At 63.8% G+C, this 12,696-nt stretch carries 16 protein-coding genes; 10 read left to right on the forward strand and 6 right to left on the reverse strand.

Going from position 1 to position 12,696, the window contains the following annotated elements; genetic code table 11:
* Positions 1 to 126 precede the first annotated feature (126 nt).
* From ACK5L9_RS10430 to ACK5L9_RS10445, 4 genes are all read left to right on the forward strand, one after another.
* Complete coding sequence (locus ACK5L9_RS10430) at positions 127 to 1,662, forward strand: aldehyde dehydrogenase family protein (RefSeq protein ID WP_416911398.1); 1,536 nt, start codon at positions 127 to 129, stop codon at positions 1,660 to 1,662.
* Positions 1,663 to 1,691: 29 nt separating this feature from the next.
* A complete protein-coding gene (locus tag ACK5L9_RS10435; protein WP_416911399.1) occupies positions 1,692 to 2,513 on the forward strand; it encodes a DUF3100 domain-containing protein in 822 nt (273 codons plus the stop codon).
* Between the two features lie 2 nt (positions 2,514 to 2,515).
* Positions 2,516 to 2,992: a hypothetical protein gene (locus tag ACK5L9_RS10440; RefSeq protein WP_416911400.1), complete on the forward strand. Its 477-nt coding sequence runs from the start codon at positions 2,516 to 2,518 to the stop codon at positions 2,990 to 2,992.
* Positions 2,993 to 3,169: 177 nt separating this feature from the next.
* Positions 3,170 to 3,952: an IclR family transcriptional regulator gene (locus tag ACK5L9_RS10445; protein WP_416911401.1), complete on the forward strand. Its 783-nt coding sequence runs from the start codon at positions 3,170 to 3,172 to the stop codon at positions 3,950 to 3,952.
* On the opposite strand, the gene ACK5L9_RS10450 is transcribed toward ACK5L9_RS10445, so the two are convergent.
* The 5 genes from ACK5L9_RS10450 to ACK5L9_RS10470 form a co-directional block, all read right to left on the reverse strand.
* Positions 3,945 to 4,619: an AroM family protein gene (locus tag ACK5L9_RS10450; protein WP_416911402.1), complete on the reverse strand. Its 675-nt coding sequence runs from the start codon at positions 4,617 to 4,619 to the stop codon at positions 3,945 to 3,947. The genes ACK5L9_RS10445 and ACK5L9_RS10450 overlap by 8 nt on opposite strands.
* The gene (locus tag ACK5L9_RS10455; protein ID WP_416911403.1) at positions 4,616 to 5,779 is read right to left on the reverse strand and encodes a M20 aminoacylase family protein; all 1,164 of its coding nucleotides are present in this window, start codon (positions 5,777 to 5,779) and stop codon (positions 4,616 to 4,618) included. Before ACK5L9_RS10455 ends, ACK5L9_RS10450 begins: the two co-directional genes overlap by 4 nt.
* The gene (locus ACK5L9_RS10460) at positions 5,780 to 7,315 is read right to left on the reverse strand and encodes a hydantoinase/oxoprolinase N-terminal domain-containing protein (protein ID WP_416911404.1); all 1,536 of its coding nucleotides are present in this window, start codon (positions 7,313 to 7,315) and stop codon (positions 5,780 to 5,782) included. It lies immediately after the preceding gene.
* Positions 7,312 to 8,391: a DUF917 domain-containing protein gene (locus tag ACK5L9_RS10465; protein ID WP_416911405.1), complete on the reverse strand. Its 1,080-nt coding sequence runs from the start codon at positions 8,389 to 8,391 to the stop codon at positions 7,312 to 7,314. The genes ACK5L9_RS10460 and ACK5L9_RS10465 overlap by 4 nt, the downstream gene beginning before the upstream one ends.
* Positions 8,392 to 8,458: 67 nt before the next feature.
* Positions 8,459 to 8,734 (reverse strand): TRAP transporter large permease subunit, encoded by a 276-nt coding sequence (locus ACK5L9_RS10470; protein WP_416911406.1) that lies wholly within the window; start codon positions 8,732 to 8,734, stop codon positions 8,459 to 8,461.
* 127 nt (positions 8,735 to 8,861) lie between these two features.
* Here ACK5L9_RS10470 and ACK5L9_RS10475 point away from each other — a divergent pair, with 127 nt between their 5' ends.
* Positions 8,862 to 9,206: a peptidase gene (locus ACK5L9_RS10475; protein WP_416911407.1), complete on the forward strand. Its 345-nt coding sequence runs from the start codon at positions 8,862 to 8,864 to the stop codon at positions 9,204 to 9,206.
* Positions 9,207 to 9,377: 171 nt separating this feature from the next.
* Here the strand turns inward: ACK5L9_RS10475 and ACK5L9_RS10480 are convergent, their stop codons facing one another.
* Positions 9,378 to 9,587, reverse strand: coding sequence for a hypothetical protein (locus ACK5L9_RS10480; RefSeq protein WP_416911408.1), 210 nt, complete (start codon positions 9,585 to 9,587; stop codon positions 9,378 to 9,380).
* A 184-nt stretch (positions 9,588 to 9,771) separates the two neighbouring features.
* Between ACK5L9_RS10480 and ACK5L9_RS10485 the strand changes: the two genes are divergently transcribed.
* The 5 genes from ACK5L9_RS10485 to ACK5L9_RS10505 form a co-directional block, all read left to right on the forward strand.
* Positions 9,772 to 9,924 carry a hypothetical protein gene (locus ACK5L9_RS10485; protein ID WP_416911413.1) on the forward strand — a complete coding sequence of 51 codons (153 nt, stop codon included), beginning with the start codon at positions 9,772 to 9,774 and terminating at the stop codon, positions 9,922 to 9,924.
* The gene (locus tag ACK5L9_RS10490; protein WP_416911412.1) at positions 9,924 to 10,118 is read left to right on the forward strand and encodes a helix-turn-helix domain-containing protein; all 195 of its coding nucleotides are present in this window, start codon (positions 9,924 to 9,926) and stop codon (positions 10,116 to 10,118) included. Before ACK5L9_RS10485 ends, ACK5L9_RS10490 begins: the two co-directional genes overlap by 1 nt.
* 304 nt (positions 10,119 to 10,422) lie before the next feature.
* Positions 10,423 to 11,694, forward strand: coding sequence for a flavin-containing monooxygenase (locus tag ACK5L9_RS10495; RefSeq protein ID WP_416911409.1), 1,272 nt, complete (start codon positions 10,423 to 10,425; stop codon positions 11,692 to 11,694).
* Positions 11,695 to 11,716: 22 nt separating this feature from the next.
* A complete protein-coding gene (locus tag ACK5L9_RS10500) occupies positions 11,717 to 12,133 on the forward strand; it encodes a RidA family protein (protein WP_416911410.1) in 417 nt (138 codons plus the stop codon).
* Positions 12,134 to 12,137: 4 nt separating this feature from the next.
* Positions 12,138 to 12,696 (forward strand): DUF1028 domain-containing protein (locus ACK5L9_RS10505; RefSeq protein ID WP_416911411.1); only part of this gene is annotated, 559 nt, incomplete at its 3' end.

Below are 12,696 nucleotides of genomic sequence, written 5' to 3' on the forward strand. Positions count from 1 at the left end.
CACGCCGATGGCCGATATGGCGGCATCGCTGTGGGCGCAGGAAAGCTCGGGGTTGGGCGATGACGACGATTTCATGCTGATGGGCGACCCGCAGGCGGACCGCCTCAACAGAAAAGAGAGGGTGTGATGGCAAGGGATCTGATCGATATTTCAGCCCGCGTGGCCGAACTGCTGACTGAACTGACCGGCTTTCCCGAAATAAGGTCATGGGTGGGCGGCGAACTGGTCGAGGGGACAGGTACCGATCTGGACCTGACCGACCCGGCGACGGGGCGCGTCTTTGCTTGCTATCGCGATGCCGGGCCCCGGATCGTGGCCCGCGCCGCCGAAGCCGCGAAAAAGGCGCAAAAGGAATGGTTCGCCAGGACCGCATCGGAACGCGGCCGGATCATGTTCGAGATCGGTCGCCAGATCCGCGCCGTTGCAAAACCCTTGGCGGAACTTGAGGCGCTGTCCGCCGGTCGCCCGATCCGCGACACTACGGGCGAACCCGCGCGCATGGCCGAGATGTTCGAATATTACGCCGGCTGGTGCGACAAGATCACCGGCGACGTGATCCCGGTGCCTTCAAGCCACCTGAACTATACCCGCCACGAACCGCTTGGCGTGGTGGCCCAGATCACGCCATGGAACGCACCGCTGTTCACCTGCTGCTGGCAGGTCGCGCCGGCGATCTGCGCGGGCAATGCGGTGATGATCAAACCGTCGGAACTGACGCCGCTGACATCCGTGGTGATCGGGATCCTGTGCGAAAAGGCCGGTGCACCGAAGGGGCTGGTCAATGTGATCGCGGGGAATGGGCCGGACTCGGGTCAGGCGATGATCGACAGTCCCGAAACGGCCTTGGTCGTCTTTGTCGGCTCGGCGCAGGCGGGCAGCGTGATCGCCGGCGCGGCGGCAAGGCGGCTGATCCCTGCCGTGCTGGAACTTGGTGGAAAGTCGGCCAATATCGTCTTTGGCGATGCCGATACGGATCGCGCGGTCATCGGCGCGCAGGCCGCGATCTTTGCCTCTTGCGGGCAAAGCTGCGTGGCTGGCTCGCGCCTGCTGGTGCATCGCTCGGTCCACGGGGAGATGGTCGAAAAGCTGGCCAGCGCCGCCGCGCGCATTCCCGTCGGTGCCCCGATGGATCCGGCAACCCAGATCGGCCCGGTGAACAACCTGCGGCAGTGGTCCAGAATCGACGCGATGGTCCGTCAGGCAGTGGATCAGGGCGCCAGCATCGCCAGCGGCGGCGCAAGGCCCGAGGCGCTGGCCGATACGGGCGGCTTTTTCTATGCGCCCACGGTTCTGGATGCGGTCGCGCCATCCATGACCATCGCCCGCGACGAAGTCTTTGGTCCGGTGGTCTCGGTTCTGCCCTTCGACGACGAGGCCGAGGCGGTCGCCCTTGCCAATGCGACGCCCTACGGGCTGGCGGGCGCGGTCTGGACCCGCGACGTGGGCCGGGCACACCGGATCGCGGCGCAGGTCCGGGCGGGCACATTCTGGGTCAACAGCTACAAGACGATCAACGTCATGTCGCCCTTTGGCGGCTTTGGCCGGTCGGGCTATGGCCGGTCCTCAGGGCGCGAGGCGCTGGCGGCCTATACGCAGACGAAATCCGTCTGGGTGGAAACCGACGAAAACCCTGTTCAGGGCTTTGGCTATGCGCCCGGCTGACCCCGAAGAAACAACAGAGAGGATCATTAATGCAGATCAAGGATATACTGTTTGACTGGCGGCTGCATGCAGCGGTGCTGGTCATCACGGTGATCGCCGAATCCATCGGCATCATCAGCCTGCCCATCGGCATTGGTGCGATATTGCTGCTGCCATTGCTTTATGCCTTTGTCATGGGACTGTTGATCAACCCCAACGTGATCCGCGCCGCCAAGGCGCTGATCACGCAGCGCGAGGTGAAGGCGGCGACTCCGATGATCGTGATCGCGATCATGCCGTTCATCGCGAAATTCGGCACGATCATCGGCCCGTCGATGCAGACGATCATTGATGCCGGCCCGGCACTGGTTCTTCAGGAACTGGGCAATCTCGGCACTGTCGCGCTGGCCTTTCCGGTTGCCGTGCTGGTCCTGAAAATGGGCCGCGAGTCCATCGGGGCCTGTTTTTCGGTCGCGCGGGAACCGAATATCGCGATCATCGCCGATAAATACGGGCTGAAAAGCCAGGAGGGCGCGGGGGTGATGGGGGTCTATGTGATCGGCACCCTGTTCGGCACCTTCATCTTCGCCATCCTCGCATCCGTGCTTGCCACTACCGGCCTGTTCACGGTCGAGGCGCTGGCCATGGCCTGCGGCGTTGGATCGGGGTCGATGATGGCCGCCTGTTCCGGTGCACTGGCAAGTGCGGTACCCGGAATGACGGACCAGATACTGGCGCTGGCGGGCGCGAGCAATCTGCTGACCTATGCGACCGGCATGTATCTGTGCGTCTTCGTGTCCCTGCCGTTGACCGAAAAACTGTACGACTGGCTTGGCCCCAAAGCTGCCCCGGCAACCGGAACAGGAGACTGATCATGAGCGATGCGGAATTTGTGAAAAAGCCCGCCACGGACGACAAGTTCGGACTGGCAGGGCATGCGGCGGCGTTGGTCGTCGTCAGCCTGATCGCGCTGATCGGCAACACCGTGGCCACTGACAATACACTGCCGCAGGGGCTGGTCGGTTTGATCATCCTGTGGATGATCTGCATGGTCGGGCTGGTGCTGACGGACCATGTTCCGCTAAGGCTGCCTTCGGTCGCGTGGATTTCGCTTGTCGGGATACTGGCCACACTACCCTGGACGCCCGGCAGTGGCTGGATCGTCGAAAAGGTCAGCCATGTGAACTTTCTGACTCTGGCCACCCCGTGCCTCGCCTATGCCGGCATCGCCATTTCCCGGCGCGAGATCGATATCGCCAAAAGCTCGGGCTGGAAAATCGCGATTGTCGCGGTACTGGTGATGACGGGAACCTATGTCGGTTCGGCCATGGTGGCGCAGATGTTCCTGTAACCGCCGCTGGCGCCCCCCCCTCGCCCGCGAAATTCGTTCCTGATCCGGTCAGCCCGTTGGTTGTATTTATTGCAACCCACTCCAAAAATATGCAGCATATTTTTGCAAACCGGCCACAACTCTGTCTGGAGACAGCGGGCCGGACAGGGTTATACGGGCCTCAGATGAGGGCGAGACATGAGCACCATTTCCAACGCAACCCAGGTTCTGAAGCTGCTGGCGCGGTTGCAGCGCGATGTCAGCGTGTCAGATGTCACGAACATGCTGGACTGGCCCAAAAGCTCGGCCTCGCGGACGCTTAGCAAGATGGCCAGTGTGGGCTTTCTGGAGCGAAATCCCGACACCCGCGCCTATCGCCCCGGCAAGGTCGTGATGGAAGCGTCCTATTACATGCGCGCGTCCACCAGCATCCAGTCCCTGCTGGAGACCGAACTGGACCTGCTGGTCGCCGGGACCGGATATGCCAGCTATGTCAATCTGCTGGACGGGGCGGAAACGCTGGTGGTGCAGATGCGGGTTGGCACCGCAGGCGCGTTGCAGGTCTATTCGCCGGTCGGAACGCGCGGCCCCGCCTATGCCAGTTCCATGGGGCGCGCAATGCTGTCGCGGCTGCCGGATGCGCAGATTTGCGCACTTGCGGGCAAGGATTTTTCCTCCGACCACGGCAATGCGCCGCGCTCCGCACAGGATTTGATGCAGAGGATAGACACCGCGCGCGCCCAAGGCTGGGCCATGTCACGGGCCGAGTTCATTCCCGGTGTGACCGGCATTTCGGCTGCGGTGGTCGAGGCTGACAGCCAGCAGGTTTACGGCATCGGCATTGCCCTGCCCGGCACCGGTCATTCCGACGATGTGATCGCCCGTTTCGGTATCCGTGTGCGCAACGCCGCGCAGACCGTGGGGCGGCGAATCGGGGATAACTTCTGGCTGGACCCGCGCTTCGAGCCCGAGATCACATGAAGGCCGCCAGAGCCGCCGCCAGCACCTGACCCGAGACCAGAACCGGCAGCGTGATCCCCGCCGCGCGCAGCGCCTGTTTGTGCCAGAGTGCATAGCCCATGCAATCGAGTATCAGCGCCTGCGCGCCCCCGGCCTGCAATTCCGTGGCGGCGGCGATCAGCGGGTCCGTAAGCGACTCATAGGGCGAAGCAAAGGAAAAGATCGGCGGCCTCCCGAGGATCGCCCATTTTCCGCGCGCCTCGCCCACCTGTTCGGGCAGGGGCAGGATAATCCCCGCCAGCCGGTCGCCCAACAGCCCCTGCGCGGTCTTGCACACCACCGCATCGGGTTCGATGATGGTGGCACGGCTGGTGCTCAGGCCCGGAAATTCGCCCGTGCAAAGCAGCACGATGATATCCGTGCCCTGTTCCTCCAGCCGGTCGATGCAGATCTGCAACCGCGCGCCGATCACATCGGCATCCAGCGTGATGACGGTCCCGTCGGCCAGCTTGCTGATCAGCCATGGTTCGTCAGGACGCGATGCGCATTCGGCAAGGCCCGACGCGCCCAGCCCATCCAGCGCACCCAGATGCGAAACCGTCACGCCCGGCGGCAATTCCCGTTCGACCACGCCCGACAAATCGCCGCGCGGGGACTGGCCGATGGTCAGGAAGGCAAGGCGGGTCACGTGGCCGCCAGCCGACGTTCAACCAGTTCCAGCCAATAGGAACAGCCAAAGGGAATGGCCGCGTCGTTGAAATCATAGTCCGGGTGATGGACCTCGGGCGTGTCGCCATTGCCGACAAGGATATAGGCACCGGGCCGCGCCTCCAGCATGAAGGCGAAATCCTCGCCGCCCATGATCAGCGGGGCGGGGCCGGGTTCCTGACCGGTGACGACCCGCGCTGCGCCCGCCGCGATGCCCGTGGCCGCATCGGCATTCACCATGGCCGGGCAACCCGGAAACCACTGGATGCTGGCGCTAGCCCCGTGCAGCGCCGCGCCTTGCTGCGCAATTTCGTGGATCCGAGTTTCGGCCAGTGCGCGCAGTTCGGGCGTAAAGCTGCGGGCAGTGCCGCGCAGGGTCACGCTGTCGGGGATCACGTTGAAAGCGTCGGTCGCGCTTTGAAAGCTGGTGATCGAAATTACCAGTTGCTCGACCGGGTTCACCTGCCGCGAGACCACGGTTTGCAGCGTGCCCACCACATAGGCGGCGGCAACGATCGGATCCACGCAGGAATGCGGACGCGCCGCGTGCCCACCCTTGCCGGAGATGGCAATCTCGAACGTGTCCACGGCAGCAAAGAACGGCCCGCTGCGGATGGCAAACTGGCCCACAGGCAGGCCCGGCCGGTTATGCATTCCGTAAAGCTCTGATATACCAAATCTTTCCAGAATCCCATCGGCCAGCATCGCGCTGGCACCCTTGGCGATCTCTTCGGCGGGCTGAAAGATCAGTACCACCGTCCCGGCGAAACTGCGCGTTTCGGCCAGCACCTTTGCCGCACCCAGCAGCATCGCCGTATGCCCGTCATGCCCGCAGCCATGCATCTTGCCCGGATGACACGATGCATGCGCCGCACCCGAGGTTTCGGTGATCGGCAGCGCATCGAAATCGGCCCGCAGACCAATGACGGGACCATCCCCCTTGGCCCCCGCGATGGTGGCGACAACGCCCGTCCTGCCGATCCCCTGCACCACCTCATCGCAACCGAAATCGCGCAGCAACCCCGCGATCAGCGCCGAGCTGCGCGGCGTGTCGAACCCGGTTTCGGGATGGGCATGCAGATCACGACGCCAGCCGGTGATTTCCGCGTCCAGTTGCGCAAAGCGGTTCCTGACGGGCACCTATGCCCCCTTTCGGTCAATATCGCCCACAACCCGCACCCGCACCCGGCGGGCATCGCCCTTGAGATAGGCCAGCGGCAGATCCTCGATCTCGATCACCTTGACCGTCGCCACATCGGCCCCGGCCTGAACGCAGCGTGAAATGGCCAGCGCCTCGGCCTCGGCAATGGCGGTATCGCGGCCCTTGTCCGCAAAGACCTGATCGACCTCGCCCGAAATCTGGGCCATGGCCGCCCCGATGGCATTGGCGACACCGGCATGTTCGACCCGGTGGATCCGGCCTACGCCCCTGATCCGCTCGGGGATCAGAAAGGCCCCGCCGCCCACCGCGATCAGATCGGTATCCCCGGCAGACAGCTTCATCCGGTCGATATTATCCTCGATCATCGCCGCGATCCGGGCGCTGAAATCCGCGACCTGCGCCGCATCCAGCCCGCGCAGCCGGTCCTTGTCACCGATAGCGGCACGCCCCGCCGCGACGGCGATATCCGTGGCAGTCAGTGTCGTGCCGCCAAAGACCCGCGCCTCTTGCGTGATACGATAGCCCACGCTTTGCGGCCCGATGGCACCGGTGGCCGCATCGATGATCGTGCCGCCGCCCAACCCGATGGGCAACAGATCAGGCATTCGGAACAATGTCCGCACACCCCCTACCGAAACCACACTATTCGCCTCGCGCGGAAAGCCATCGACAAGGCAACCGATATCCGTCGTCGTGCCGCCCACATCGGCAACCATCGCATTCGTCAGCCCGGTCAGCCAGGCCGCCCCGCGCATCGAATTTGTCGGACCCGACGCGAAGCTGTAAACCGGGTTCGCCGCCGCAATATCGGCCAGCACCACGGTGCCGTCATTCTGGGTCAGATAGAACGGCGCGGCAATCCCTGTATCCGCCAGCGCCGCCTTGAACGCATCCACCGTCATCCGCCCGCAGGATTGCAACGCGGCGTTCAGCATGGCGACGTTTTCACGTTCCAGCAGCCCGATCCGGCCCAGCCTGCCGGAAAGGGTGATCCGCGCGTCGGGAATGACATCGCCGACGATGGCGGCTGCCGCATCTTCGCATTCCGCGGTCAGAGGCGAGAACAGCCCGACAATCGCGACCGACCGGATCCCGGCGTCGCGGATCCGGGCCGCCGCATCGCGGATCGCGGCTTGGTCCAGCGGCACCAGAGGACGGCCATCGAAATCATGCCCGCCCTCGACCATAAAGATCATCGGGTCCACGACACGCAACAGATCCTGCGGCCAGTCGCAACCCGGCGGCAGCGAGGCGGTCGAGGGCATGGCGATGCGGATCACGGCCATCCGCTCCAGCCGGGAACGCTCGATCACGGCATTGGTGAAATGGGTCGTCCCGATCATCACCGCGCCGATCCCCGACCTGTCGGCCGGGGCCACCGCATTCAGCGCAGCCACAACGCCGCCCATCACATCCGCGCTGGTCGGCACCTTGACCGAGGCCAGAACCCCGCTGTCATCGATCAACACGGCATCCGTATTGGTGCCGCCTACGTCAATGCCAATCCGTTTCATGACGAAAATACCGATCTGAAGTCGAAATCATGGCCAAAGGCGCGCGGCCCCACATGGGCAAGCCCCCTTGGCGTCGTCAGATGCGCGGGCGCGGGCAGCACCGCGACGCTGACACGCTGGCCATAGCGCACGGTCTCGGTCCCGATGGATTCGCCGCTTTCCGTATCCAGCAGGCAAATCAATTCGGGCGTCGATGCAATCGGCGCGCCGTCCTGATAAACCGCGATCCATTCGTTCTGAAACGCCATCTCGATCTGCTGGCCACGATGATCGTCCACTCCCGACAGCTTGCACATACCGCGCAGGAACCCGCCGCCAGTGGTGCGATCCACATCTGTCACCTTGCCCCGGAACAACAGCTTGCCGCCCTGTTGCTTCAGCAGCGCCGCGACCGGGTCGCTATGCCCGCGCCGCGCATCCAGCACCGCGCGACCGATATTGATCGCCTGAGTGACGGTATGCAGCACGCCCCAGCGCTTGACCTCGGCCCCCGTACGCGGAGCCTTGCACGTTGCGGCGATGGAACCGAACTCGGCGCAGACCGCCCGCGAGGCGCGTTCCAGCCAGTGCCAGTTCGGGGTTTTCGCGACAATCGCCTCGACGCCGCGGCTATCGACCAGAGACATCGGGTACATGGTCAGATCACCAATGGCAAAGCTGGAATTGGTCGCCTCGGGAAAGGCCCGGCCCATCGCGTCGGCATCGACCACCGGCAGATCCATCAGTGCTGCTGCCAGCATTGGCGCAATGCCGTTTCCGCCCCCTATCTCGATCGCCATCAGCGCCGAGAATTGACAGTTGCGGGTTTCCTCCAGCAGCCGCACGGCGCGGACCAGATCTTCGGGGTTGACGAAACGCTCCAGCAGCACCAGCGGCGCGCCCATCATCGACACGACGCCCACGGCCTGATCGTCGGCCAGCGCCTCGGGCTGGATGATCCGGCATCGCTTGCCTGCCTTGTAAAGACGCTTCAGGCCAAGCTGCGCCAGATAGGGGTTGCCGCCGCCGCCCGTTCCAAGAATCCACGCCCCCGTCGCAAGCGCGTCGATATCTTCATCGCAAAGTTCCGTGATCATATGCCGCTCCGTCGGAATATGACCCAAGATAGCGCCGACGACCCTCGGTCTGAATAGGGATAAACCCCTATGGTCGCGGGATCGCAGGCGCAGGTGCCGGCAGCATCAGCATCACATAGGGAAGCGCGCCCCGAACCACCTCGCCAAGCGGGGCGTCGGTGATGCCCTTGATGACGAACAGGTTCATCCCCGCCGGCAGCGTGATCATCGCCAGTTCCAGATTGATCATCAGCAGCACGCCGTACCAGATCAGGTCGATATCCAGCGCGGCCATGGTCGGCAGCAGAATCGGCGTGGTGATCAGGATGATGGCGATCGAATCAAAGAACAGCCTGCACCACAATCGCGCTGAAGGAGGGTCTTGCCTGCACGCTGGCCCCGAAGAGGCGGGTCAGCGAGGAATTGCGGCGCAGCGAACTGGTGGCCCGGCCCGTGATCGACCCGACGCTGGTGCGAACGCTGTATATTGCGTGGGGCTGATCAGGGGCGTTCTGGCCGATCTGATCGGCCAGCCGGTCCCGCCCGTGCCCGGCTGGCGGGCGGATTGGGCGGATGCGCCCGGCCGCCCGCTTTTCGCGGCGGCCTCGCGCCATCTTGTGCCGGTGGCGCATCCGCCCCGGCCGGGCGATGTGATCGCCTTTCGCATCGCGGGCCGCGAGGCGCATGTCGGCATCCTGTCACCCGGCGACCGGGTGATTCATGCTGCCAAAACTGTCGGAGTGGTAGAGGTGCCGCTTGCCGCGTGGCGCGGAAGGATCAGCTTTCGCGCGTGCTTTCCGGGAGCGCCTTCCGGTCCGGCCATTCCGGCGGCCTGAAACCGGCCTCAAGCCATGCCACGACGCGCGCGGCCACAGGATTCACGCTGCGGTCGGCACGTTTTTCGCTTTCCCATTTGCGGATTGTGTCCGGCCGCGTGTTCAGGATGCCGCCAAGCTCCGACACGGAAAGACCCAGCTTGCGCCGGGCCTTTTTGAAATCTTCCGGGGTCATGACAGCAGGCGGGGCAGGATCGTCAGAATGGCCGTGAACACGCCCGCAAAGATCGTGAAGGGAATCCAGAACCGCTCCCGGCTGATTTTCGCGGTTTCTGCGGCGACCTTTGTTGCCTCGGCATTTATTTTGCCTGTTTCCGCGATCAGCTTTGCGATTTCCGCGTGAATCTTTTCGTTGTCCAAGGTGATTTCCGCATCGGTCATCAGCATCTCCTTTGGGGTTGATGGGCGCCATTGCCCTTGCTGTAAACTGACATTAGGGCACGCGGCCTCGCATTGCAAGGGAAATATACGCTATGCGCATTTTTCTTGATCGCCGAAAAAAGGTCGCGTATGTCGGTGGCGGGGCGGTGCCCTGCCGCCTGCCAATATGCTGAAAGGTCATGCGATGGACAGTTACACCCGAGCCGCGATCAATGTCTCGCGCTGCGGCAATGCCGCCCCGGCTGGCCGTCTGGAAAGCTTAGCGATCTGGTCCGCAATGATGGCGTTCGGGCTGTTCATCTTGCCGACCCGCCCGCTGCTGTGGTCGCTCTTTTGATGGCGCCGGATGAAATCCGCGCCGCCCGTCTGGCATTCGGCTTGACACAAATCCAGATGGCAATACTCCTTGGATATGGTGCGCCTGCCCGCATCGCGGAAATCGAGGCGGGGCGGCGCAATCCATCCGAATCCGTCCTGCGCTTGATGCGCGCCTATCTTGACGGATATCGACCGGCCGACTGGCCGGAATAATCCCGCGCCTTTCGCGGGGTGATCCTTGCCAAGCCCGGCCCTTGTCACCATGGCGACTGCGAAGCCGACCTACCTCAGCGAAAAAATATCGGCCCTGATCACGGAACTGCTGCGCGACGCCGTCCACGAGGGCCGCTGGGAAGGTGCGCGGCTGCAGGATGGATGACCGTGCCCCGGTTTAGGGCCAGCCTAATCGTTGCTCTGTAATTCCATAATTTTCGGGCCAGCGCCGCAAGGCTAGGTATTTCCGGATGACAGGGCCGCGACGCGCGCGGCCCCTCTGTTTCGGTAGAAGGGCGCTGACATGTCGGTGGAAAAGGTCGATACGCTGGTGATCGGTGCCGGACAAGCGGGCATCGCAATAAGCGAACATCTGGGCAATGCCGGGGTGCCGCATCTGGTGATCGAAAGGGACCGCATCGCGGAGCGCTGGCGCAGCGCGAGGTGGGATTCTCTGGTCGCCAATGGCCCGGCCTGGCACGACCGCTTTCCGGGACTGGAGTTTCCCGGCGACCCGGACGGGTTTGTCGGCAAGGAACAGGTCGCCGATTATTTCGAAACCTATGCGCGCAAGATCGGCGCGCCCATCCGCTGCGGTGTCGAGGTCGGCGAGTTGCGCCGCAATACCGGGCGCGCAGGCTTTACCGCCACCACATCGCAGGGTGTCATCGAAGCCAGGCGCGTCGTCGCGGCCACCGGAGCGTTCCAGAAACCGGTCATCCCGCCCGTGGTTCCGGCGGAAGCCGGGATCGCCCAGATCCATTCGGCCCGGTACCGCAACCCGCAGCAACTGGCTGACGGGCATGTCCTGATCGTTGGCGGTGGATCCTCTGGCGTGCAGATCGCCGATGAACTGATGCGCGCGGGCCGAAAGGTCTTTCTTTCGGTGGGCCCGCACGAGCGGCCTCCTCGTGCCTATCGCGGCCGGGATTTCTGCTGGTGGCTGGGGGTGCTTGGCAAATGGGACATGGCAGCGCCCAGTCCGGGAACCGAACATGCGACTATCGCGGTCAGCGGCGCGCGCGGTGGCGAAACGGTAGATTTCCGCCGTCTGGCACAACAGGGCATGACCCTGCTGGGCATGACGCAGGGGTGGGACAACGGTATCCTGTCCTTTGCCGACGATCTGGGCCGCAACCTTGACAATGGCGATGCAAGCTATCTGTCGCTTCTGGATGAGGCGGACGCCTGTATCGCGCAGAACGGCCTTGACCTGCCCGAGGAACCCGAGGCCCGCCAGCGCGTTCCCGATGCCGATTGCATCACCTGCCCGATCACCGCGCTGAACCTTGCAGAGGAAGGGATCACCACAATCGTCTGGGCGACCGGATTTGCGGTCGATTATGGCTGGATCAAGGCGGATGGCTTTGACGACAGGGGCCGACCCATCCACCAGCGCGGCGTCTCGGTTGTGCCGGGCCTCTATTTTCTGGGCCTGCCGTGGCAATCACGCCGCGGCTCCAGCTTCATCTGGGGCGTGTGGCACGACGCAAGGCACATCGCCGAACAGATCGACATCCAGCGCAAATACATGGACTATCACCTCCACGCCCTGCGCATGACCGAGACCGCATAAGCCTCGCACCCCGGAGACAGACATGGCCCATCTTCGCATCCGCAAATTCAACACAAAAGAAACCTACCCCGAACAGAATCTGGACAACGACCTGTGTCAGGCCGTCGTCACCACCGGCGGCAAGATCGTCTGGCTGCGGGGCCAGTGCCCGCAAAATCTGGACAACGCGCGGAACATCGACAGCCACGACCCGGTCGAACAGACCCACAAGGTGATGCAGAACATCCGGCAACTGATCGAGGAAGCAGGCGGCAGTATCGAGCATCTGGTGAAGATCGTGGTCTATATCACTGATATTCGCCATCGCGAGGCGATCTATCGCACCATGGGCGAATATCTGAAAGGTGTGCATCCGGTCTCGACCGGGCTTGTGGTTCAGGCGCTGGCGCGGCCTGAATGGCTGGTCGAAATCGACGGCACCGCCGTTATCCCGGATTGATGGCATGACCTTTTCGCTTGTCGCCCGTTGCCCGCAGACCGGAATGTTCGGTCTGGCGATCTCGTCGTCATCTCCGGCCGTTGCGGCGCGCTGTTCCTTTGTCCGGGCGGGCGCAGGGGCGGTCGCGACGCAGAATGTCACCGATCCCGGCCTTGGGCCGCAGGGGCTGGACCTGATGGAAAAGGGCCTCAGCGCCGCCGAAGCGGTGGCTGAACTGCGCCGCACCGGCAGGTTCATGGAATACCGGCAGGTGCTGGCCGTTGATCGCAACGGTCTGACGGCCATCCATTCCGGTCCCAATTCGTTGGGAATCTGGACGCAGGCACAGGCCGCGAATGTCGCCTCGGGTGGCAACCTGCTGGCCAATGACGGCGTGCCGCAGGCAATCGTCGATGGCTTTCTGTCGGCAAGCGGGCATATCGGCGACCGGCTGATCGCGGCCATGCGCGCAGGCGTCACGGCGGGGGGCGAGGCCGGCCCGATACACTCGGCAGGCCTGAAGATCGCCGACAAGGTACCCTGGCCCGTTGCAGATCTGCGCTGCGACTGGACCCTTGATTGCC

It is taken from the genome of Paracoccus sp. (in: a-proteobacteria) (assembly GCF_047973135.1).
Taxonomy (GTDB): domain Bacteria; phylum Pseudomonadota; class Alphaproteobacteria; order Rhodobacterales; family Rhodobacteraceae; genus Paracoccus.

Coding starts and splice junctions, on each gene's coding strand:
- ACK5L9_RS10430 (WP_416911398.1), top strand. CDS start 127: ATGGCAAGGGATCTGATCGATATTTCAGCCCGCGTGGCCGAACTGCTG.
- ACK5L9_RS10435 (WP_416911399.1), top strand. CDS start 1,692: ATGCAGATCAAGGATATACTGTTTGACTGGCGGCTGCATGCAGCGGTG.
- ACK5L9_RS10440 (WP_416911400.1), top strand. CDS start 2,516: ATGAGCGATGCGGAATTTGTGAAAAAGCCCGCCACGGACGACAAGTTC.
- ACK5L9_RS10445 (WP_416911401.1), top strand. CDS start 3,170: ATGAGCACCATTTCCAACGCAACCCAGGTTCTGAAGCTGCTGGCGCGG.
- ACK5L9_RS10460 (WP_416911404.1), bottom strand. CDS start 7,315: ATGAAACGGATTGGCATTGACGTAGGCGGCACCAATACGGATGCCGTG.
- ACK5L9_RS10465 (WP_416911405.1), bottom strand. CDS start 8,391: ATGATCACGGAACTTTGCGATGAAGATATCGACGCGCTTGCGACGGGG.
- ACK5L9_RS10480 (WP_416911408.1), bottom strand. CDS start 9,587: ATGACCGATGCGGAAATCACCTTGGACAACGAAAAGATTCACGCGGAA.
- ACK5L9_RS10485 (WP_416911413.1), top strand. CDS start 9,772: ATGGACAGTTACACCCGAGCCGCGATCAATGTCTCGCGCTGCGGCAAT.
- ACK5L9_RS10490 (WP_416911412.1), top strand. CDS start 9,924: ATGGCGCCGGATGAAATCCGCGCCGCCCGTCTGGCATTCGGCTTGACA.
- ACK5L9_RS10495 (WP_416911409.1), top strand. CDS start 10,423: ATGTCGGTGGAAAAGGTCGATACGCTGGTGATCGGTGCCGGACAAGCG.
- ACK5L9_RS10500 (WP_416911410.1), top strand. CDS start 11,717: ATGGCCCATCTTCGCATCCGCAAATTCAACACAAAAGAAACCTACCCC.